Origin of the sequence: Streptomyces sp. NPDC102441, from assembly GCF_044765585.1 — a bacterium.
Taxonomy (GTDB): domain Bacteria; phylum Actinomycetota; class Actinomycetes; order Streptomycetales; family Streptomycetaceae; genus Streptomyces.
This window is the reverse complement of sequence record NZ_JBIWKH010000007.1, coordinates 1-22,696: the sequence shown is the minus strand read 5'-3', so window position 1 is coordinate 22,696 and position 22,696 is coordinate 1. Positions and strand designations below refer to the sequence as shown.

The window sequence follows — 22,696 nt, the reverse complement described above, 5'->3', positions numbered from 1 at the left end:
CCTGAGGTCACGTGCGCAGTCTCCTGTTCATGGCGCGCGCGAGGACGATACAACGAGGAGGTGCCGAACCAGTGGCTCAGGGCAACGACCACCAGGCGGTACGCCGATGGGGCCTGCCGAGGTCGGCAGGAGCCGTTGGCGTGGCGGTGGCGATGGTGCGGCGTGACGAGCCGAGGATCGACTCGAGCCCGGGCCGCGTCTGTCCGGGCACCACTCACGCAGCGGTCTTCAGCGGCTGCGTACCGGTCGACCGCCAGTCCGGGTGCGATTCAAGGGAACGACGGCGGCTCCAGTCGTCGGGCCGTACTGGCACGCACGATGAGTTCCGGTGCAATGGTGAGGTGCGTCGCACCGGATGCGGTCCCCTCGATGTGTTCCAGGAGAAGCCCGATGCTGCTTCGCCCGAGCGCGGCGAAATCCTGCCGAACGGTGGTGAGCGGTGGCGCGAAGAACTCGGCTTCGGGGATGTCGTCGAAACCCGCCACGGCGACATCCTCCGGGGTGCGAACCCCGGCCTCTCGCAGCGCCCGCAGCACTCCCAGAGCCATCTGATCGTTCGCCACGAAGACTGCCGTGAGACCCGCACGGCGCTTGGGGGACAAGGCGACACGCCCAGCGATTTGCTGGCCGGCGTGATAACCCGACAGGGGACTCCAGTCGCCTCGCAGCAGTGGGGGAACCTCCGCCCCGGCTTCGCGAAGCGCGATCTCCCAGCCTGCGGTGCGCGCCTCACTCTCCAGCCAGTCCGGAGGACCTGCGACGTGCCACACCGTGGAGTGCCCCGCGGCAAGCAGATGTTCGGTGATCATGCGGGCGCCGAAGCTCTGGTCGAGGGAGACTCCGGGGAGGTCGAGGTCGTGACCGCCCTCCACCGTCACTACTGGGCAGGGCGGCTGAAGGGCCGTCAGTGCGTGGACCGCCTCGCGCTGAGGTGTGATCGCGATGACTCCTTCGACTCCCCAGGCAGTGAGATGCTCCATCGCCCCGGTCAGCGCCGCCTGGTTGGCTACGCGGAGGGCGACTGCCGAGACGAGATAGCCGCGGTCACGTGCCGCCTCCTGCACGCCGGCAAGAGTGCTCGCCGGTCCGTGGAGGGTGGTATTGACGGCGATGACGCCCAGAGTGTGCGTGCGGCGGGTGGCAAGCGCGCGGGCCGCTGAATTGCGGCGGTATCCGAGACGCTTGATGGCTTCGGTCACCTGGGCGCGAGTCTTGTCGCTCACGTTCGCATGCTCGCTGAGCACGCGCGAGACTGTCTGGTGGGACACGCCTGCCACGCGTGCGACGTCCGCCATGGTGGGTGCTCTGGCAGCGTCTGTCGACCGGGCCATGCCGTGCCCTTCTCTTGAAACTGATCCCCCAAGCTACTCTTAGCATGCGCCATCTGGGGCGTGCTGCCGTCGGTCCGGGACGCGCGTCATGCAGTGGCAGGCGTCCGTGTGCTGTGAGCGGTGAAGCCTGGCCCGCTGTCCGGCTCCCGGGTGACTGCGTCGAGGGCGGCTGCGGCCTGGCAGACGTAACGCTGTGCCGCAGCGGTTGGGAATCTCCCGGTTGCTGCGGCACAGCTGGTGCTCCACCGGTCCAGGCCTACGTCGCCTGTGAGGTGTCGTTCGAGCGGCCTCTCATGTTTCCCGGGGTGCGGCCGGACCTCGGCGGAGGGGGGAGTGGGACTCTTTCGCTACTGCCGGGACCACTCGAAGCCGGCACCTGAACCGCAGGTGCGCTGTTCCAGGCGCGCGCCGTCAGCAGTCGACCCCCCGACAACGGTGAGGCATTTCCCGCTGTGGCGATTCTTCAGCTGGTAGTGGTCACCGACCGGGACCCACTGGAACTGCTGGTTCGCTCCCCCGTGGCAGGGCCATTGAATGACCGACGCGCCATCGGCCGTGGAGAAGTCGAGTACGTCGAGGCATTTCCCGCTGTTGAGGCTTTCCAGGCTGGTGTAGCCGTTTCCGGAGTCCACCGTTCGCCACTGCTGCCAGGCCGCCCCGTTCCACCCGTACTGCCCGATGGGCGTTCGGTTGTCGGTGTTGGGGGCTTGAACGTCGATGACCTTTCCGCTACCCCGGTTGGTAATTCTCTGATAGGTCACCGTGGGCTCACCGGACGGGACCTCCAGAGCGGTGCCGCTCGCTGCCGGTGTCCCGAAGTCGGGCGTCCCGTCCGCGTTCCAGGTGAACTTCTGGATCCGGGTGCTTCGTGTGCCGCCGCAGCCCTGGTCCGACGCCGCGTTCGCGTGGTAGACGATCCAGTTCTCGGTGCCATCGGGTGATGTGAAGAAGCCGTTGTGGCCAGGACCGAAGACACCGTTGGCGTCGCTGCGCTGGAAGACGGGCTCCGCGCTCTTGGCCCAGGAGCCGGCGCTCAGCACGTCCCCTCCGGAGTAGGTCAGCAGGCCCAGCTTGTAGTCCGGTCCCGAACAGGCGCTCGCGGAGTAGGTGATGAATGTCTTGCCGTCGTGTTGAAGAGCCTCTGGCCCTTCGTTCATGGGTACGCCTGACTTCTCCCAGTCGTAGGTGGGTGTGGAGATCGCCGTGCGGCTGCCACTGACGGTCCACGGGTTACTCATGCGAGCTATATAGATCTGAGGGTCCGAGCCTGCCCACTTGGGCGTCGATACACCGGACCAGAGCAGGTACAGCTGGTTGTTGATGTTGACGACGCTGCCGTCGATGCCCCACCAGTCCTCGGAACCGAACACCATTCCCTTGTAGGTGTAGGGGCCGAGCGGATCAGTGCCCGAGCTCTCCAGCACGTGCACTCGTTGTGTCTCCATGCTGCCGTCCCCGGCGGAGTAGTAGATGTACCACCGGGGCCCGTTGGGGCCGTTCAGCAGGTGGAACTCCGGAGCCCAGACGCTGCAGCAACGGTCTGCCGGGAAGTCGTTGAACACCGGCACGGGCGCCGCCTTTTTGAGCGCCGCGATCGTGGGCGCTTTCCGCATGGTGAGCGGTGCGTTCCATGGGGTGGCCATCATGTAGTAATTGCCCTTGTAGTACGTCATCCAAGGGTCCGGGCCCATGCTGTTGAGCGGGTTCGTGAACGTCGCCGGTGCAGCCTGCGACTTCGGTGCTGCCTGCGCAGGTTCACCGTCGGTCATGACGCCTGCCAGGCAGGAAGCGATGACCACGAACGCGGCGAGCAGCGCTTTGAGCCGGATGGTGACGCCTGATGGTGGCCGACGGAGCCGGCGCGACGGTTCGGGAGGTGTTGCGGTCCTCATGTGCGCTTCCTTTCGGACGGGTTGGCGGTCGGCAGCGCGATGGGCCGATGGACGCTGACACCCGACAGCGGTCCGCTGTCACGGTTCTGGCCCCTGGCTGTCGGATGCTGTGATGCCGGTCGGAGCGGGTCACGCCCAGGGTCGATGGACTCGAAGGAGCGGTCGGACCGGTAGACGTCGCTGTTCTCGTGCGGGTCGACCCACAGTCCGAAGGCTCGGTGGCGCAGGTAGCGGTCGTCGGCCGCAGGCAGTGAGTACCCGGCCGGGCCGGCGAGGCCGGGTACGACGGTGAGGGTTACTGCGGCTCTGAGGGAAGCGTTGCTGGAAGTGTCCACGGTGTCCAGGTGGAGCAGTCCGTCGCGGATGGTGAGGGAGCGACCGGGGTAGTTCGCCGAGCGAAGCGATAGCGGCGAGTCGGTGGGAAGGCTCGTGCCACCGCTCACGGACTCCTTGATGATGCTGAAGTGTTTGACTGTTCCCGAGAGCAGGGGGGAGTTCCCGCGTTCTCGCTGGTGAGATGGAGCGAGACGACGATGCTGACCGTGCCGTCGTCGTCGGCGAGCCACTCCGGTGCCCACGCGCTGCCGATCGCGGTGACGGCGTGCGCCGGCCCGCGTGCGTTGTCGCGCAGGCCGGCGCACAGGGGCTCAGCTGGTGAGCAGGAAGGTCGCGTCCTGGCGGTCGGTGGCGGGGGAGGACGACGAGACAGGATCTATGCGCAGCTGGTAGTCGCTGTGACGCAGATAGCGGGTCGGGTAGTTGTACGAGCGGTAGGAGACGGCCGCCGCGTCACCCAGCCCCGCCGTGGGATAGAAGGTGGCATCCGCGGCGAAGCCGGCGCTCCCGTCGTCCGTGTGCAGCACGACGGAGTAGTTGCTGTGGCGCAGGAAGCGCCCGGGGTAGTTGACGGACTCGAAGGAGACTCCCGCGCTGTCGGCCAGACCAGGCACGATCTTCCACTGCGAGTCGAGGTAGGGGTCGAAGGGGTAGGCGTCGATGCGGGCTTCGTAGTTGCTGTGGCGCACATACCGGTCGGGGTGGTTGTACGACTTCAGTCGGTTCCAGCTGGGTGTGCCCCAGGCCGACTTGAGGCCATTGAGCTCAGCCGTGGTGATGGGGATGATCCCGGCGTGCTTGGAGTTCAGCGGCTGCGTGTAGGTCCGCTGGTCCACGGGCGTCCAGTTGCCGGTGGCGAGGTCACTGGTCTGCCAGGCGTAGAAGACGCCGTTGGGCGTGTATGTGTCGCCCCACAGGTGCCAGGTGTTGCCGGTCAGCGACTTGACCAGAACGGGAGCCTCGGTGCCGCCGTGCGCGATCGGACCCGTGTAGGTGCCGTTGTTGAACGCGCCGGGCCCGAGTGAGGTGGACTTGGCGCCGTAGAGCTCGTTGTTGCGCTTGTAGTAGAGGTAGTTCGTGCCGTTGACCCCGACGACGACATCCGCGTCGATGATGCCGAATCCAGGGTCGAAGTAGGTCTCGGCGCTGCTGAGATTCGTGAAGTCGGTGGTGTAGTTCGCCATGATGACGTCACGAGTGCCGTTGTGGGCGGAGTAGATGATCGCGTACTGCTTGCGAGCGGGGTCCCAGAATGCTTCAGGTGCCCATGCGTGGGTGGCCGGCAGCGAGTGCACCTTGAGACGCCGGTAGTTGGTGAAGGACGTCAAGTCGGTCGAGTCCCACACGTGGATGTACTGGTTTGTCTCGCCCCAGTTCGTGCCGTTGAGGTCGGTGGCCAGGATGGTGAAGGTCCCGTCCTGCTTGCGCAGGATGAAGGGGTCGCGCAGTCCCTTCGTGCCGGCGGTGGGAGTGACGACGGGGGCGTTCTGGTTGAGAGGCGCCCACTGGAGCCCGTCGGTGCTCACTGCGAGATGCAGGGCGTAGTTGTTGCCGGACCCTTGGTTGGACTCGGTGAAGTAGGCCATGGCGTAGCCGCCGTAGGCGGTCGCGGCGGCCTGGGCGCGGGGTGCAGGCAGAAGGATGAGTGCAGCCAGCAATACGCCGACCAGCCCTGGGACGGCCAGCAGCAGGCCTTTCGGGGAGGAACGCTGGGGAGGCATGGGGACCCTTCGCTTCGTAGGGGTGGGGAAGGGGGGCGGTCTCCGCAGCGCATGTCGGCGCCTCGGGGGTTGAGACCGCCGGGGTATGCAGACTCCGGCGTCGGGTGGTCGGGTGCCGACAGACACTGGACGATCGGTAGCACGGGATGAACAGTCGAAGAACCGCGCGTTCAGGATTGTTAACGCTCACAAAGAAGGTGTCAATACCGCGCGCAGCACGTGGAGTTGAGTGGGATCCAGGTGTGCCACAGGTGCCGGCGTGCTGTCCAGGCCGGAGGCGGTGCGACGTCCGGCCGGTCGAGCGCGCCGGGAAGGTGAAGGGCCGCAGGTCGTAGGGGACTCGGCGGTGGCCGGGGTAGGGCGTGAAGGTCCGAGACTCGTGTGATGCGGGGCTTTCGCCGGTGGCAGGTCGTGGACGGGGCGGCCGTCGCGACACTGGCGACGGCCGCATCCGGCAAGTCCGCGGCAGCTCGCTGTCGGCCCCGAATGTCTGGGGATGCAGCCATGGTCCGGCCGATTCGAGCCGGATAATCAGCGCAAAGGTCTTGAGTTCGGCGTATGTGAGCGCTCACAATGGAGCTCGCTCCAGTCCTGCCGACGGTCCATGCGCCGGTCACACCTGCGACAGGAGCTCGGCTGCTCTTCTGTGCCATCGACAGCAATCACTGCTGCCACTGACACCGGTCAACTGCACTTGGTGTGGCGCACAGTTGCGAGAGGAACATGCATGGCTCACACCGCCCGCTCCACCGTTACCGCAGCCGTTCCGGTGAGGGCGACTGGAAGACCGCTGTCTCGTTGAGGACACCCGGCGCGGGCCGCAGCGATTTGCCCCGGCGTTTCGACGGTGACGTCGAGTTCACGCCGGTCCGGAGCTCGCTCGGATGACAACCTCCGGGTGGAGCAGGGTCAGGGAGGGAACGTCGGGTTGTGGTTGGGCGATACGACGGAGGAGAAGGCCGGTGGCCTCCCGGGCCATCTGCCGCTTCGGAAGGGCCACAGTGGTCAGGGAGGGGTGAGCATGGGCCGACTGCGGGATGTCGTCGATGCCGACGACCGAGACATCCTGGGGAATTCTGAGCCCGTGGTCGCGCAGCGCCTGCATAACGCCGAGTGCGATGGCGTCGGTAGAGGCGAACACAGCCGTGATTCCGGCGCTTCGCAACAGCGGCACAGCACGCTCACCCGCCTCGTAACCAGACTCCGTCGAGGCCTCGGGAGCGGAGAAGACCCAATCCTCGGGCACAGACATGCCGTCGGCCGCGAGAGCACGTCTCACGCCGCCGACGCGGATGCGGTGTGCCGGAAGGTCGGCGATCACCGCGACTCTGTCATGCCCGAGCTCGCGGAGGTGGCGGCCGGCCAGATGGCCCGCCTTCTCGTAGTCGATGGTGACCACAGGCAGAGAGTCCGGTGGATCCACCTCCCATGCGCACAGCGCGACAGGAATGCCCTGCTCCCGAAGAGGCGTCACATACTCGCCCAGGTCGAAATCGCCGGCCACGAGCAAGGCGTCGACCGATCGACTGGAGAGACCGGCCAACTGCCGCAGGGCGCGCGCCTCATCCCCATGTGTGGTGGCGAGCAACAGATGGTAGTCGTTCGCCTCCAGCAGATCCTCGACCTCTTCGACGACCTCGGAGTAGAAGGGGTGGGCGATCGTGGGCACGATGAATCCCACCGTCATGGTCGTGCCGGTGGCGAGACTGCGGGCGACCATGTTGGGCGTGTATCCCAGCTCGGCGATCGCCGCTTCCACTTTGGCGCGGGTCGCGGGGCTGACGACCTGGCGTCCGCGAACCACGTTGGAGACGGTCTGCTTGGTTACGCCCGCGCGCCGTGCGACGTCGAGCATGGTCGTCACCTGGTGGTACCGCCTCGTCTTTGACCGGTCAAATCAACTTTGATGGGGGAAGTTAGCAGAGCACTTCCGGTGCGTCAATGGGTCATATGGCGTCCGACTCCTGCGAGTTGACCGTTTCGGGCGATCTGGCAACAGGGTCTTGACGCGCTTGCAACTCCCGGTTAACTTCCTGGCACGGCGCTATTTGACCGGTAAAACAGCCACGTGACCTGACTCCAGTGTCCTGGGTCAGTACTCCGGCACGCCTGCTCCTCCTTCTGGCCTGATCCCATACCCCCTGCCGCTCCAGCTTCTTCGAGCGGAGCCGTGACGGAAGTCGGCGGCTAAAGCGGTCCCCAGAGAGGCTCCACCATGAGATCAAGAAAACACCCGACGCTGTCCGCGTCGGCGCTCGCGCTGACGACTGCTCTGCTGTGCTCCAGCGCATGCTCGGGCGGAATCGGCTCCGGCGACTCCGACGCCTTGACCATCTGGTATGGGTCGGGATCCGTGCCGACCTCTGCGGTTAAGGGGGTGCAGAAGCAGTTTCCCGACATGAAGATCAAGCTGCTTCGGACCTCTGACCTGGAGACCAAGCTCAAGCTGGCGTTGCAGACGGGATCCGGTGCGCCGGATGTCGCGGTCATCGGCAACTCCATAGCCTCGTACACCTCCATCGCCTCGAAGTTCGTCGATCTGACGAGTCTCGGCGCTGATCCCACCAAGGACTACGTTGCCTGGAAGTGGGCGAATGCCACCACTCCCGAGGGACGAGTGATCGGCTTCCCCATCGACACGGGGCCGCAGGCCCTCTTCTACCGCACGGACCTGTTCGCCAAGGCAGGGCTGCCCACTGGTCCCTCCGAGGTGTCGGCCATGACCTCCACGTGGGCCGGCTATCGGACCGTCGCGGAGAAGACTGCCAAGGAGGGCTTCAAGGCTTGTGACGCCCCCCAGCAGATCTATGCACTGCAACTGGCGCAGAAGGGGCAGGGGGCGTTCGACAGCTCCGGCACATACCTGGGTGACGGCACCCTCGCCCGTCAGGCGTTCGACTACTCCGCCCGCCTGCTCAGCGACGGACTCTGTGTCAAGGCCGAGCCGTACAGCACTGACTGGAGCAGCGCCGTAGCGCAGAACAAGTTGGGCGCCTTCGTCGGCCCGGCGTACGAAGCGCCCCTCATCTCCGGTGCGGGCAGTCCGTCCGGGGTGTGGCGGGTTGCCGAGCCGCCCGGGGGAGCGGGCAGCAAGGGGGGCTCCTTCATGTCCATCCTCAGCTCCAGCAAGCACCAGAAGGACGCCTATGCGGTCGTCAAGTGGATGATGAACTCGACCAACCAGACCTCTGGGTATGTCAAAGACGGCCTCTTCCCGTCATCCCTGGACGCGTACAAGGATCCCGACCTGACGGCACCGCAACCGTATTTCGGCGGGCAGAAGGCGGGGGCGCTCTTCGCTGAGGTGGCCGAGAACTCGCCGACCGTCCTGGTGACTCCGCAGGACGCCACGGTCGAGGGCGCGATCAGTGGCGCCTTGACGTCCGTGGCCCAGGGTAAGGAATCCGCCACATCAGCCTGGAAGGCCGCCCAGGAGCAGATCGCCGAACAGCGCAAGAACGGATGATGCCCCGATGAGGAGGTGGAACCGGACCACGGTCCCGTACTATCTGGCAATAGCGCCGTTCTTCGTGTTGTTCGCGGTGTTCGGGATTGTCCCACTGGTCGTTGCCGGCTACATGAGCCTGCACAAGTGGGACGGGCTGGGCCCTATGCGCTTCGTCGGCTTCGATCAGTTCACCCGGCTCGTGGACGACCCACAGTTCTGGCGTGCGCTGCTCACGACGATCGAGATTTTCGCCATTTCGCAACTGCCGCTGGCGATCGCGGCCCTCGGGGTGGCATTTCTGCTCAGCAACAGGAGGCTGCGGTTCCGTGGTCTCTACCAGTCGATCTACTTTCTGCCTCAGGTGACGTCGATCGTGGTGATCGCGATCGTCTTCCACTCGCTGTTCGGCAGCAATTTCGGAATGGTCAACCGGATATTGGAATGGCTTCACCTTCCCTCGGTGGACTGGATGGCGAGTACCTGGGGAGTGAACACCGTCATCGCGCTCATGATCATCTGGCGTGGATTCGGCTACCTGGTGCTTCTCTTCCTGGCAGGTATGGCCGCCATTCCTCCGGAGTTGTACGAAGCGGCGGAGATCGACGGAGCACGGGCCTCCCGTCAACTGTGGTCGATCACCTTGCCGATGCTGCGCCCAACCATCGTCTTCGCGATGCTCACCGGAATCGTGAGCGGGCTACAGGTCTTCACCGAACCCCAGGTACTCATCGGCGGCGACGGCAGCGGAGCGCCCGGTGTCACGCTCATGCTGCTGCAGTACGACTACATCGGCCGGAACCCGGCCATCGGGGCCCAGCCGGATCTCGGCTATGCCAGCGCCATCGGGTGGGCCGTGTTCATCGTGGTGGCCCTTGCGTCGGCAACCTCCTGGGCCGTGTCGCGCAGGAACTCGGACAAGGAGCCCGAACTGACATGAGTACCGACGTGCGCGACAGGACACGCCCTCGAACCGCCCGAGCCGAAGCCGAACGCCGCGTGCGGGGGGCGGGGATCGGCAGGCACCTCGCACTGGCACTGATCGCGCTGGTCAGCCTCTTTCCCTTCTACTGGCTCGTCGTCATGGCCACCAGTACCAATGCGGAGGTCTTCAAGTTTCCGCCCCGGCTCTACCCGGGCGACAAGTTCTTCGAGAACCTCGCCAAGGTCTCCCAAGCCGTTCCTCTCGACACGGCTTTCGTCAATTCGCTGGTCGTCACGGTATCCGCGGTGCTCCTCACCTGCTTCCTGTGCTCCCTGGGAGGCTTCGTCTTCGCGAAGATGCGCTTCCGCGGGCGTGAAAGGCTGTTCGGCTTCGTCCTGGCGACCATGGTCTTCCCGACCGGCGTCGCTCTGGCACCGACGTTCGAGATCTACTCGCGTCTGGGATGGATGAACACGTTCCTGCCTCTGATCATCCCGGGTGCCGCCACTGCATTCGGACTCTTCTGGATGCGGCAGACAGCACTCTCCATTCCGTACGAACTGATCGAGGCGGCGCGGCTGGACGGCTGCGGGCTCATGCGGACCTACTGGCATGTCGGGTTGCCGGCCATGCGGCCCGGCTTGGCCGCTTTCGGCATCTTCAGCTTCATGTGGACCTGGAACGACTACCTGTGGCCACTGATCGTGCTCAACGATCCATCCAAATACACCTTGCCTGTAGCCCTTACGGAACTGAAGGGGAATTACGGCAGCATGGATTACAGCGTGGTCATGGCAGGGACGTTGGTCGGTGCTCTCCCGCTCATTGTGCTGTTCCTCTTCACCCGCAAAGCCATTTTCGCCAACATGATCTCCGGCGCTCTCAAGTAGCCGGCACGGAAGTGGCTGACGCCTGTCCGCGCGGTGTGGGGGCCGGTGCCTCGGTTGTGACCGAGGGACCGTCGGCGTCAGCCGGCCGACCGCTCCTGCGCGAGCGGCACAACTCATACTCGACGACCTTTCCTCAGGAGCTGATCAGTGACTTCCAGGCTCGTCCTCTCTGTCCCCGGCATCGCCTACGGCGGTGACTACAACCCCGAGCAGTGGTCCGAGGAGGTGTGGGAGGAGGACATGCGGCTCATGCGCGAAGCCGGTGTACGCATGGTCAGTGTCGGAATCTTCTCCTGGGCGTTGCTGGAACCGGCGCAGGGGGTGTACGACTTCTCGCGGATGGACCGAATCCTCGACCTGCTCCACGAGAACGGAATCGCTGCGGACCTCGCGACTCCTACGGCGGCGCCGCCCGCCTGGTTCTTCCGCGCACATCCTGAGGCCCTGCCCGTCGACTCCGACGGCCGTGCACTCTGGTACGGCAGTCGGCAGACGTTCTGCCCGAGCAGCCCCGCCTACCGCGAAGCAGCCGTGCGCATTGCCGGTGCACTGGCCGAACGGTACGCGCGCCACCCGGCGGTGGTGATGTGGCACGTGCACAACGAGTACGGCTGCCACAACCATGCCTGCTACTGCGACACCAGCGGGGAAGCCTTCCGTCGTTGGCTGCGCGCACGATATGGCGACGACCTCACAACGCTGAACGCTGCTTGGGGCACGACGTTCTGGAGTCAGTGGTACTACGACTGGGATGAGATTCTGCCTCCCCGCTCGTCCGGCTCCAGTAACAACCCGACCCAGTTGCTCGACTGGCGGCGTTTCTGCTCCGACGAGTTGCTGGCGCTGTACCAGGCCGAGCGAGAGGTCCTTCGTGTCGCCTCTCCGTCGATCCCTGCCACCACGAACTTCATGGTGGGCACTGATCTGGTGGACTACCGGCGCTGGGCTCCCAACCTCGACATCGTGGCGAACGACCACTACCTCCTTTCTGCAGACCCTGAGCCGGAGATCGCCGTCGCAATGAACGGCGACCTCATGCGGTCGCTGGCGGGCGGCCCCTGGTTCCTGATGGAGCACTCCACGGGCGCCGTCAACTGGCAGCATGTCAACAGCGCTCAACAGCCGGGCCAGTTGCGTCGCACAGCTCTCGCACATGTGGCGCACGGGGCGGACGGCATCGCGTATTTTCAATGGCGAGCATCGAAGGCAGGAACCGAGCAATGGCACTCGGCGATGCTTCCGCACGCCGGCACCGACAGTCAGATCTGGCGAGATGTGGTGCGTCTCGGCACGGACCTGAAGTCCCTGGCCGAAGTGCGCGACACCACCAGTACCGCCCAGGTGGCCATCGTTTCGGACTGGTGCGCCCGTTGGGCGGTGGAACTTCCAGGCCAGCCCAGCGCCGAGGTGCGCTACGAGGAGCAGATCCGCTCCTGGTACGAGCCGCTCTGGCGGTCAGGCGTGGCTGTGGACTTCGTCGCCCCGGACGCAGACCTGTCTTCCTACCGCCTGGTCCTGGCCCCGAGCCTCTACTCGGTCGACGACGCGGGCGCGGACAACCTCACCGGCTTCGCACGACGCGGAGGCACGCTGGCGGTCGGCTTCAACAGCGGAATGGTGGACGAGAACTGCCATGTGCGGCTGGGCGGTTATCCTGGAGCGTTTCGAGAGGCCCTGGGCGCCGGCTCGGACGAACTCTTCCCGCTTCGGCCCGGTGAAAGGCTGGCTCTGAGCGGTGGCGGTACCGCGTCGCTGTGGTCGGAACGCCTGCGCCTGGAAGGGGCCGAGATGGTGGACTCGTACGCGCAGGGCCCCCTGAGCGGCGTGCCGGCCGTGACCCGGCACACGTACGGCGAGGGTACGACTTGGTACCTTGCCACGCGCCCGGATCCCGCGACCCTGGCTTCCCTCGTGTCCCGCATCCGCGCCGAAGCCGGAGTGACCCCGGTCCGCGCCGTACCCGAAGGCGTGGAGGTCGTGCGCCGCAGCTCGCCGTCCGCGGACTACGTGTTCCTGATCGATCACGCGGGCAAGGGCGCGGAGGTGACGGTCGCCGCCGATGCGGTGGAACTACTGACCGACACGCCGTTGCCCGGCTCGGTCACGGTGGCCCCCGGGGAGGTCGCGGTGGTTCGAGAGCCTCGTCAGAGCTGACGCGGGCACCTCACCGCGACCCGGCTCCCGGCCGTGTGCTCTCCCGAGCAGCCTGCCCGGGGGCCCGCACACCGCCTGAGTCGAGTGCGTCGAATCAGCCGGTGCGTGTGTGGGGGCCTCTTGCATCGTTCTGCCTCAGTTCCTCGTGCCCGCCGACCCCGAGCCGGCGACCCGACCGGTCACATTCGTTGCCTCGTCTCTTCCGCGTCCTCACACGTCGACGCTCGTAACAGAGCGCGCCGCGAAAACCCTTGGAGCAACACGCGTGCGACACCGGACCAACATCAACCGCGACTGGCGCTTTGCTCTCGGTGACCCTCCGAATGCACAAGATCCGCACTTCGACGCCGCCGCCTGGCAGCAAGTCGGGCTGCCACATTCCTTCAGCCTCCCGTACTTCCAGGAGGCGTCGTTCTACACGGGGCCCGGTTGGTACCGTCGCACTCTCGTGCTCGGCGAAGCGCAGACCGCCGGCGTGGTGAGGCTGGACTTCGAAGGTGCCTTCCAGACGGCCGAGGTCTTCGTCAACGGTGTCGCCGCAGGCTGCCACGAAGGCGGCTACACGGGCTTCGCCATCGACATCAGCAGGCACGTGCGTCCGGGCCCCAACCTCGTCGCCGTTCGGGTCGACAACACCTGGAACCCGGAGATCGCTCCGCTGGCAGGCGAGCACGTCTTCTCCGGAGGGCTCTACCGGGACGTGTGGCTGGAGACCATGGGCCCGCAGCATGTGGACTGGTACGGGACGTGCGTGACAACCACCGGACTGGAGGACGGCAGTCCCGCGGTCCGTGTGGCGACGGAACTGAGGAACACGGGTGAAACCTCTGCCCTGTTGCAGGTCGTCACCCGCGTCCTCGCCCCCGACGGCCGTGTGGTCGCCTCCGTCGAGTCCGGCGAGACCCGCTGTCCCCCGGGCGCCGTCACCGTGCAGCAGACAACGGGCGTGATTCCTGAGGTACAACTGTGGAGCCCGGAAACACCTGTTCTGTACCGGGCTGTGTCCACGCTCCTTTCGGCACAGGGAGCGGTGGTGGACGAGTACGAGACGAAGTTCGGCTTCCGTTACTTCAGCTGGACGGCTGACCAGGGCTTCTTCCTCAACGGTGCGCATCGCTACGTGCGCGGCGTGAACGTGCACCAGGACCAGGCGGGCTGGGGCGACGCCGTCACCAACCGCTCCATACGCAGGGACTTGGAGATGGTCAAGGAAGCAGGGTTCGACTTCGTGCGCGGGTCTCACTATCCCCACGACCCGGCCCTCACCGCCTACGCGGACGAGCTGGGCCTGCTCGTGTGGTCGGAGGGAGTGTTCTGGGGTACGGGCCCTGGTGGCACGTCTTCGTGGGGCGGGGGTTCCTACCCGGTTGACGAGCGCCATCGCGCAGGCTTCGAAGCCAGCTTGAAAGCTCAGCTCACCGAGATGATCCGGATCAACCGGAACAATCCCTCGGTGGTGGTCTGGAGCATGGGTAACGAAGCCTTCTTCTGCGACCCTCAGGTACTGCCGGAAGTGCGACGTGTTCTTCGGGAACTCGTAGCGCTGTCCCACCGCCTGGATCCGACCAGGCCCGCAGCGGTGGGGGGCGCCCAGCGGGGCGATCTCGATCACATCGGCGACATAGCGGGCTACAACGGCGACGGCGCCCACCTCTTCCGTGATCCCGGCATACCGAGCATCGTCTCTGAATACGGCTCTGTCATGGAGGAGCGGCCCGGTTCCTTCGCCCCCGGATGGGGTGATCTCACCGAAGGGGCTGAGCCGACCGAGAAGTCGCCCTTCCCGTGGCGCTTCCCGTGGCGTAGCGGCGAAGTGGTGTGGTGCGGGTTCGACCACGGAAGTATCGCTGGTCACCGCTTCGGATCCATGGGACTTGTGGACTACGCCCGGCTGCCCAAACGCGCGTGGTACTGGTATCGCCAGGCGTACCGGCAGCTTCCGCCGCCGCCTTGGCCTACCCCCGGACAGCCCGCGCAGCTGCTGCTGGAGGCGGACCGCGCAGTCCTCGAACGCTCTGACGGGACGGACGACCTCCAGATCGTCGTCACCCTGGCCGACGAGCAGGGCCGCCCGGTGTCGGCTACGGCTCCGATCGTTCTGACGATCGAAAACGGGCCAGGAGAGTTCGCGACCGGTCGCAGGATACGTTTCGGGGCCGGCGACGGAGCGGAGAACACATGCGTGGTCCGGGACGGCCGAGCCGCTGCCTTCTTCCGTTCGTATCACGCCGGCGTATCGCACATCAGGGCCACTTCCCCCGGGCTTCAGGACGCCGTGATCGAGGTGGTCACGGCGGACGGCCCGCCCTTCAGCGGGGTCTCCGCCGTGCCGCTGGACCGGTCGACATCATCACCCGTGCCCGACCGCCCGCCCCGGTTCCGCCCGGACCTGCGAGGCCGCTTCGGGCGAGACAACCCGACCAGGGCCAGCAGTAGCACTCCGGAGCACCCTTCACCGCATGTCAACGACGGCTCGGCGGCCACCTACTGGGCGCCCTTGGAGGGCGACGACGGGCCCTGGGTGGCCGTTGACCTGGAACGACTGGTCACGGTGCGCCATGTACAGATCACGTTTTCTGATGCGGGCCCGCACAATTTCGTCGTGGAGGCCAGCCGGGACCGTACGAGCTGGACCGTCATCGCCGATCTCGGGAATGAGACCAGCCCCTCGACGTCGCGCATCCGGGACCTCTGTGTCGACAAGGCTGTGGCACTTCAGGTTCGCGTCCGCTTCCTGCCGGACGGTGGCCCCGTCCCGGGAGTCACCGAACTGTCGGTTCTCGGAGACCTCTGACATGTGGGTGGAGCGAACCGGGAGCAGAAGTACGGCTCCTGTTCGCGAAGCAGCCGATCAACGGCACGCTCCTACGCATCTCCTCCCGATCCACGCGAGCCGCGCATGTGGCCTCCAGGCGCCGGTCACCTGCGTGACGCCGGGGGAGTGGGACAGGGTGGCCAGGCTGTCAGGGCGAAGGAGGCGGCCCGCGGTGGGCCAGGCCTGGCCGGGACAGACGCCGAGAGCTACGCATACTGCCTAAGGATGGACATGACCTTCGCCCGACCCCGAAGTGACCGAGCCTGGCCGCCTCCGTTGCCCGCGCGAGGCATTCACGACCTTTCCCCGGCCTCCGGATGGACCGATGGATTCCTCACCGGCAACGGTGAGTCCGGTGCGATCCTGTATGGGGATCCCGCACTGGAGAAGGTGGTTTTCAACCATCACCGTTTCGTCCTGCCGAACGGTACCCGCTCTCTTACGCCTCCGGTGCTCGCCGACCGCCTGGAGGGCGTTCGGGACAAGGCGCTCGCCGGTGACTACGAAGGTGCCAACCGGGACTTCGCAGAGGGGTGGGACCTGCGCTGGACGCAGACCTATCACCCCGGGTACGAACTGCGGCTTGCCACCGAGGGGACGGGCCGACTCGACCGGTACGCCCGCATCACGAACTTCCGCACCGGGGAGATCACGTCCACGTGGTCGGACGCCCAGGGCACCTGGGCGCGCAACCTCTTCGCCTCACGTGCCGACCGAGTGCTTGTCCATGAACTTCTGCCGCCGCCGGGCGGCACGGTCGACGTCACCTTGAGCCTGCGCACCGACATGGACGACACGCAGAAGAGCAAGGGATCGGACGACCATCTGCACACCCAGGTGCGTTTCTCCACCTTTGCCTCGATCGAGGGGGATTCAGGATGGCTGCGTCTCCGGGGCGCCTATCCCGAGGGGTTGGGTGCAACCGGCTACGAAGGTCTCACCCGGGTGGTCGCCGACGGCGGAAGTCTCTCCCTCGACGGATCAGATCTCGTGGTCACGGCAGCGACCAGGCTTCTCCTGCTCACCAGGCTGGACCGCTACGAGACGCAGACGGCCTGGGACAGTTGTGGCCTCGCCGGTGAGCTGTCCGCACTCGACCCCGACTACCAGGCGCTTCTGTCGAGGCACACGGCGATCCACGCGGAGCTGTACGACCGTTCGATCCTGGACCTGAATGTCGCTGCGGCGGAACGCCGCCTCACGACCACGGAGTTGATCGCACGTCAGGCCCATCGGCCGAGCGTCGTGGACCCGGCCCTTCTGGAGCGCCTGTACGACTCCGGTCGCTACCTCTTTCTCAGTTCCAGCGGCATTCTGCCTCCTCGGCTGACCGGCATCTGGACCGGAGCGTGGACCGCCGCGTGGGCCGGCGACTTCACCACGGACGCGAATGTGAACCTCCAGGTCGCGGGGGGTAGCATGCTCGACCTGGCCGAAGTCATGGAGGGTTATTTCGGCCTCGTTCTCGGGCAGCTGGACCACTGGCGGACCAACGCGCGAAACCTCTATGGCGCACGCGGATTTCTCGCACCGTCGCGTACGGACGGCGAGTACGGTCACATGCTGCACTTCGACAATGCGGAATTCCCCGGCCACTGCTGGACCGGCGGCGCGGACTGGCTCCTGCAGCCGCTACTCGAGTACTGCGAGATCACCGAGGACCAGGTGTTTCTCCGGGACAGACTCGCCCCGGCGCTGATGGAGCTCGCCCTGTTCTACGAAGACTTCCTGACCCGCAGGGACAGCGAGGGCAGGGTGGTCTTCGTGCCGTCCTTCTCCATGGAGAACAGCCCTGGCAGCACGGGGGTCCACCTGTCGATCAATGCCACTGGTGATGTCTCGGCAGGGCGACACGCCCTCACCGCCGCCGTCGACGCGGCGAACGCCCTGGACGTCGAGCAGGGGCCGGGCCAGGGTGTCCAACGCTGGACGGAACTGCTGGCACAACTGCCCGACTACGCGGTCAACGAGGACGGTGCCCTGGCGGAATGGTGCTGGCCCGAACTCACAGACCGGTACGACCACCGGCACGTCCAGCACCTCTACGCCGCCTGGCCTCTGCACGAGATCAATCCGGAAGAGCGGCCCGACCTGGTGCTCCCCGCGCTCGAAGCCCTGAAGGTCCGACAGGACGCCGATCTCTCGGCGCACGGGAGCCTGCACCGCGCCCTGGCGGCCGCGCGCCTCAAGGACGGTGCCGAGGTATACGAGAACCTGCGGAGAATCCTCGGCAGTAATATGCTGTTCCGCTCACTCATGACATCGCACAACCCCGACCTGGATGTCTACAACGCCGACGCCGCGCACGCGCTGCCCGCAGTGCTGGCCGAGTCCCTGGTTTATACCAGGCCCGGCGTACTGGAGCTCATTCCGGCACTGCCGGAGCAGTTGCGGAAAGGGAAGATCAGCGGCATCCGAGGACGCGGCGGAATCCGCGTGCACGACCTGGTGTGGGACCTGTCGGCCCAGATCGCCAGCGTGACCGTCACCTCGGACACGACGCAGGACGTCACTCTGATCTGCCGTCGCGGCATGGTGTCGGTGCGTACCCAGGCCGACATCGCCCGCTCCATTGTGGGGCCGCATGCCAGAGAAGTATCCCTGGTGTCCGGGCGGCGCACCGAGATCACGGTCTCCCTCCCACGGGGGAGCTGATTCCTCGGGCCGTTGCCGCCGCCGCGGCGGCAACGGCCCGGTATGGCATGCGGGTTCCGCCCGGCGCTCCAGGGCGGCGATCGCCGACCTGGAGCGAACAGCGCTTCCCGCGGCTGCCGAAATGGTCCTCGTCGCGCACGGTCCGTGAGGGCAGCCCGGCGACATCACACAGTGAAGCGTCGACCGGGCCAGCAGCCGGGTTCAGCTGCCGCCCGCGCCTCTGCGGCGCAGGGCAATGAAACCCCCCGCGAGTGCCAGGACCCCTGCACCGGCGACGGCAGCGATGCCGCCCCCGCCGGTGGCGGCCAGGTCGGTCCTCGCGCCGCCCTGCGGGTTGACGCCGTCGGAGGCGCCGGGGGCCGGAGTGGCGGAGGACGAAAGGTCTCCGGAAGAGCTCCTGCCCGCGCCCGCTTTCGCGGAAGGGGTCGGTGCCGTGGCGGAGACGATCGCCCTGGGCCGGGTGAAGGCCAGGGTGCCGAAGCCGAGGTGGTCGAGGCCACCGCCGGTTCCGTAGTCCCCGCCGCCGCCTTCGACTCTGGCCTTGGCGGCGATCTCCGTCACGTACGGCGCGTCGAGGCCGCGACGGTTGACGTAGTGGTTGTAGAGGCCTTCCCAGATCGGGCGCACACTGCCTCGGGCCCATGCGGACGCCTTCGTGAACGTCTCCCACCCCTCCCACGCGCCGGGCGCGCCCTTGTGCCAGCTCCAGGAGGTGAAGGGGACGTCATGGCCCAGGTTCCACTTGGCGGCGTACTCGATACCCTTGAGGACGCGGTTGTCGTCGTAGCCGTAGAGGTCGATGCCCTGGTTCCACGCCATCTCGCAGATGGTGCCCAGCAGGCCCACGCTCAGCAGGGCGTGTCCCTGGTCACGTCCGACCTCCACCATCTGCCCGAGGCCGCCGGGGTGGAGGAACGGGATGGCGTTCTTGATGGAGCCCATGCCCTTGCCGCTCCTGAAATACGTGACCGCCTCGTCGACCTTGGCCCGGTCGTCGCAGAGGATACCGACGGACAGCACGCACGCCACGCTCAACAGATCCCAGCTGCTCCAGTAGTTGGAGTCATAGGCGCCGTTGTGTCCGGTGAGGAAGTCGCTGCTCATAGAGTAGAAGATGTTCACCATCATCTTCTGGAACCGGGCCAGGTCGAATCCGTCGTAGCCGCGCATGATCTCCGCGGCGTTGGCGAACTGGTAACCCTGGAGACCCGCCGCGAGGAACCGGTCCGCACTGCCCTCGAGGCTGGTGAGCTTGGCCGACCAGGCGTTGAGGATGTCACGTGCGGCGTCCGCGTGCGCGGTGTCGCCGGTGACCTTCCAGCGCAGCGCGTTCTGGTAGGCGGCGGCGATGTCGAAGGCCAGCGTGGTGACGTTGTCACCGGCGCTGCCGCGCACCACCGTCGCGAGCGGGTTCGCCTTCCAGGTGCTCGCCGAGCGCGGGTTGGCCGCCAGCCTGGCGTAGCCCTGCTTCCACAGCCCGCTACCTGCCTTCACCTTGGCCGCCATACGGTCGAAGTCGGCCTGCGTGTGCAGCATTCCCGGGTGGGCGAACGCCGCACCCGCTCTGGCGGGGGCAGCGAAGGCTGGCGCGGCCCCGGCGCCGACGGTGGCTGACCCGATGCCGGCCGCTCCCGCGACCCGCAGCACGCTGCGTCGGCTCATCATCGGGCGGCTGTTGTTCTGGCTCACTGACACTGATTCGCTCCTGTCGGATTCCGCCGTACGCACAGGAGACATGCGGGCCGACCGCGGATAACAGAACCGTGGAAGGGAATTTCCATCGCATCCGGCACCTCCCACCTTCGCCACCCTGGCAGCGCGCATGCCGCTCGAACAACTGCTGGTACTCGGTCAGGCCGCCGGGGCCGTTGCCCATGGCGTGCGCGTACTCGCAGAGGATGAAGGGGAGCCCGCGACGGTGGTCGTCCAGGGACGCGTCCGCGGTGGGCTCTTCGGCCTGGCGGCCGATGAGGTCGCTTTCCTCGATACCCGCGTACATACGGCTGTAGACGTCGACGTATCCGCTGTCCCAGTCGCCCTCGTAGTGCACCGGCCGGCCGGGGTCGCGGTCGTGCGCCCAGTCGGACATGGCTTCCAGGTTCTCGCCGGTGTGGGACTCGTTTCCCAGCGACCACATGATGATGCTGGGGTGGTTCTTGTCCCGCTCCACCATGCGCCGCATGCGGTCCAGAAAGGACTCCCTCCAGGCGGGGTCCGCGCTGGGGTTGTCCCGCCACTGGGCCTGGTGGAAGCCGTGGGTCTCCAGATCGCACTCGTCGATCACCCATAGACCCAGTTCGTCACAGAGCCCGAGGAAGCGCGAGTCGGGCGGGTAGTGGCTGGTGCGGACCGCGTTGATGTTGTGCTGTTTCATCAGTTCGATGTCGCGGCGCATCGTCTCCGTGGTCAGCGTCCGGCCGCTGCCCGGGTCCCATTCGTGCCGGTTGACGCCACGCAGCAGCAGCGGGCGCCCGTTCACCTTCAGCAGGCCGTCGCTGACCTCGACGGTGCGGAACCCCACGAGCTGGTGCACTTGTTCCGTAGGGGTCGTCACCCGCATGTCGTAGAGGCGCGGGACCTCCGCGGTCCATGGCTCGACGCGGACGCGAGCCTCCTCACCCGGCGCGATCTCGATGCCCAGCTCGGGCACGCTCACGCGGGCAGCTGCGCCGGCCTCGACCCTGAGGGTGCCGTAGCCGGTCACGTGGTCGTAGCCCGCGTGCACGAAGAGGTCGTCGATGCCGTGCGATGACCGGCCCCTTGGAGTGCCGCTCGATCAGCCCGGCCATGTCAGCGGCGAGGCCCGTCGCCGAGTAGCCGTCCCGTGGGCGTCCCAGCGGCCGAAGCGTGCAATTGGGTGAGCGCGGTGGCCAAACGGCTGGGCACGCCGAGAAAGGCTGCTTGAACGGTCATGTCAGTGGCAGAAGCTCCTTCCTGACCACAGGTCAGGCGGGAAGCGCGAAATCGATGACGTGCAGTGGCGAGGGTGTCGTGCCGCTCGACTTTTCCTGGTACATGAAGGACAGCACATTGTCTGCCTTTATCCGTGTCTCGTCGATGACGACTTCGCCGAAGGCGTTGAGGTCGGCGCCGTCGTGGAGAACCTGCCAGTCGGTGTGCCCGGAGGCGGACGAGGCGCCGGCGATGCGCCCGTAGGGAAGGATGGCGTAGGCGTTGTCGTACTTGTCCAGGATCAGTTTGGTGCGCTGGCTGGAGTTCAGCGGAACGTTGATCTCCGTCTTCTGCCAGCTGCCGGAGGCGCTCTTGCGGACGTGGAAGGCGCGGCCGTTCGCGGTGCGGTCGGCGACATAGTTGGTGGTGCACTGCGTGTAGCGACCGGGGACGTAGCTGATGATCGCGTGGGGCCGGCCGGCCGAGTCGGTGGCCTGGCTCTCCTGGTTCATCAGGGAGTGGTCCGGGTTCAGTGGATCGATGACGAGTCCCGCGTCGGTGACGGCCACCTTGTCGGATCCACCGGTGGTGGCGACGACGGTGCCGGCGCCGTTGCGCCAGGTGCGGCCGCGGTCGTCGGAGTAGACGTAGCCGGTGTCATGGTTGGTGATGCCACCGCCGCTGCACATCACGGCGCCGTTCTGCTCGCGCCAGGTGAAGAAGGCGTGCATTCGTCCGTTGCTGTCGTAATCGATGCCGTGCAGGTACATGTTCCGGGCTGTCGAGGAGCCGTGCTCGCTGGTGTAGGTGCCGGTGGAACTCGTCCACTCACCCAGCGCCGTCCACCGCGTGCCGTCGTACTCGGCGAGCGCGTTGCGGCCGTTGCCCGACACACCGGCCCGGTAGCTGAGCTGGAGCCGGCCCTCGGGCGTGGCGACGAACTGCGGGTAGGTGAACTGGGAGGTCAGTGCGAGCCCGTCCAGGGTGGACTGGGGGGCACCGAAGTGGCTCGCGGTCCAGCTCAGCCCTGTTGGGTCGTCCAGCAGCCCGGCGGTCGACTTCACGTAGCTGAATCCGTCGCTGTGTGAGTCCATGTTCAGGTGCAGTCGGCCGTCGAGGTGGGACACGCCCATGGAGATGACGTTGTGGGAGTCGTTGTAGCGCAGCGTGTGCCCGATATTGACGGCCTGCCAGGTTGTCTTACCTAGCGCCCGGCGGGCGACGACGGCGTTCCGATCTGCGGTGTACCAGGCGGCGTACTGGTAGCTCTTGTACGTCAGCAGGCCGTTCTTCTGGAACGAGTTGTTGTTGACCAGCCCGTCGTACGAGACGAAGTAGACGGCCTGGGCATCGAGTCGCGTGGAGCCCTTCCTGATGACCGAAGGGCCGGGGGATGCAGCCTGTGCTGTTCCCGCCATTCCGATTCCGGCGACTCCGGGCACGGCCACAGAACCCAGCAGGGCACTGGCCAGCAACGTACGACGCTTCATAGTTCACTTACTCCTGAGCTCGAGGTGGAGGGGTACCTGACTCGACGGAAAGCCGGGGGGGTGCCTCTATGTCGTTCGTCAATCCCGCGCTGTCGGTTTTAGGGGTGCCGGTCCCGTTTATGCGGCGAGGGTGACGGCGGGGGTTCGGGA

General features: G+C 66.4%; 13 protein-coding genes and 1 pseudogene. 6 read left to right on the top strand and 8 right to left on the bottom strand.

Going from position 1 to position 22,696, the window contains the following annotated elements:
- Positions 1 to 269: 269 nt before the first annotated feature.
- The 5 genes from ACIREO_RS16545 to ACIREO_RS16525 all read right to left on the bottom strand — a co-directional run bounded on the left by ACIREO_RS16545 (position 270) and on the right by ACIREO_RS16525 (position 7,135).
- Positions 270 to 1,331 carry a LacI family DNA-binding transcriptional regulator gene (locus ACIREO_RS16545; protein ID WP_404110048.1) on the bottom strand — a complete coding sequence of 354 codons (1,062 nt, stop codon included), beginning with the start codon at positions 1,329 to 1,331 and terminating at the stop codon, positions 270 to 272.
- A gap of 347 nt (positions 1,332 to 1,678) precedes the next feature.
- On the bottom strand, positions 1,679 to 3,223 hold the full coding sequence (locus ACIREO_RS16540; protein ID WP_404110045.1) for a family 43 glycosylhydrolase: 1,545 nt from the start codon (positions 3,221 to 3,223) through the stop codon (positions 1,679 to 1,681).
- Positions 3,220 to 3,666 carry an AbfB domain-containing protein gene (locus ACIREO_RS16535; protein WP_404110043.1) on the bottom strand — a complete coding sequence of 149 codons (447 nt, stop codon included), beginning with the start codon at positions 3,664 to 3,666 and terminating at the stop codon, positions 3,220 to 3,222. Before ACIREO_RS16535 ends, ACIREO_RS16540 begins: the two co-directional genes overlap by 4 nt.
- Before the next feature lie 204 nt (positions 3,667 to 3,870).
- Positions 3,871 to 5,280 (bottom strand): glycoside hydrolase family 43 protein, encoded by a 1,410-nt coding sequence (locus ACIREO_RS16530; protein WP_404110041.1) that lies wholly within the window; start codon positions 5,278 to 5,280, stop codon positions 3,871 to 3,873.
- Positions 5,281 to 6,139: 859 nt separating this feature from the next.
- The gene (locus ACIREO_RS16525; RefSeq protein ID WP_404110038.1) at positions 6,140 to 7,135 is read right to left on the bottom strand and encodes a LacI family DNA-binding transcriptional regulator; all 996 of its coding nucleotides are present in this window, start codon (positions 7,133 to 7,135) and stop codon (positions 6,140 to 6,142) included.
- Between the two features lie 360 nt (positions 7,136 to 7,495).
- On the opposite strand from ACIREO_RS16525, the gene ACIREO_RS16520 reads away from it, so the two are divergent.
- The 6 genes from ACIREO_RS16520 to ACIREO_RS16495 all read left to right on the top strand — a co-directional run bounded on the left by ACIREO_RS16520 (position 7,496) and on the right by ACIREO_RS16495 (position 18,164).
- Positions 7,496 to 8,746, top strand: coding sequence for an extracellular solute-binding protein (locus ACIREO_RS16520; RefSeq protein WP_404110035.1), 1,251 nt, complete (start codon positions 7,496 to 7,498; stop codon positions 8,744 to 8,746).
- 7 nt (positions 8,747 to 8,753) lie between these two features.
- Positions 8,754 to 9,665 carry a carbohydrate ABC transporter permease gene (locus ACIREO_RS16515; protein WP_404110032.1) on the top strand — a complete coding sequence of 304 codons (912 nt, stop codon included), beginning with the start codon at positions 8,754 to 8,756 and terminating at the stop codon, positions 9,663 to 9,665.
- On the top strand, positions 9,662 to 10,540 hold the full coding sequence (locus tag ACIREO_RS16510) for a carbohydrate ABC transporter permease (protein ID WP_404110029.1): 879 nt from the start codon (positions 9,662 to 9,664) through the stop codon (positions 10,538 to 10,540). The genes ACIREO_RS16515 and ACIREO_RS16510 overlap by 4 nt, the downstream gene beginning before the upstream one ends.
- A 147-nt stretch (positions 10,541 to 10,687) precedes the next feature.
- Positions 10,688 to 12,694, top strand: coding sequence for a beta-galactosidase (locus tag ACIREO_RS16505; RefSeq protein ID WP_404110026.1), 2,007 nt, complete (start codon positions 10,688 to 10,690; stop codon positions 12,692 to 12,694).
- Positions 12,695 to 12,959: 265 nt separating this feature from the next.
- Positions 12,960 to 15,488 (top strand): glycoside hydrolase family 2 TIM barrel-domain containing protein, encoded by a 2,529-nt coding sequence (locus ACIREO_RS16500; RefSeq protein WP_404110023.1) that lies wholly within the window; start codon positions 12,960 to 12,962, stop codon positions 15,486 to 15,488.
- Between the two features lie 105 nt (positions 15,489 to 15,593).
- Entirely contained in the window at positions 15,594 to 18,164 is a 2,571-nt protein-coding gene (locus ACIREO_RS16495; RefSeq protein ID WP_404110020.1) for a glycosyl hydrolase family 95 catalytic domain-containing protein, read from the top strand.
- 201 nt (positions 18,165 to 18,365) lie between these two features.
- Here ACIREO_RS16495 and ACIREO_RS16490 read toward each other — a convergent pair whose 3' ends face one another.
- The 3 genes and pseudogenes from ACIREO_RS16490 to ACIREO_RS16480 form a co-directional block, all read right to left on the bottom strand.
- The gene (locus tag ACIREO_RS16490) at positions 18,366 to 19,829 is read right to left on the bottom strand and encodes an alginate lyase family protein (protein WP_404111049.1); all 1,464 of its coding nucleotides are present in this window, start codon (positions 19,827 to 19,829) and stop codon (positions 18,366 to 18,368) included.
- Positions 19,830 to 19,878: 49 nt separating this feature from the next.
- A pseudogene (locus ACIREO_RS16485) lies at positions 19,879 to 20,919 on the bottom strand (glycoside hydrolase family 2 TIM barrel-domain containing protein); the annotation flags it as partial.
- 190 nt (positions 20,920 to 21,109) lie between these two features.
- On the bottom strand, positions 21,110 to 22,546 hold the full coding sequence (locus tag ACIREO_RS16480) for a BNR repeat-containing protein (RefSeq protein ID WP_404110017.1): 1,437 nt from the start codon (positions 22,544 to 22,546) through the stop codon (positions 21,110 to 21,112).
- Between the last annotated feature and the right edge of the window lie 150 nt (positions 22,547 to 22,696).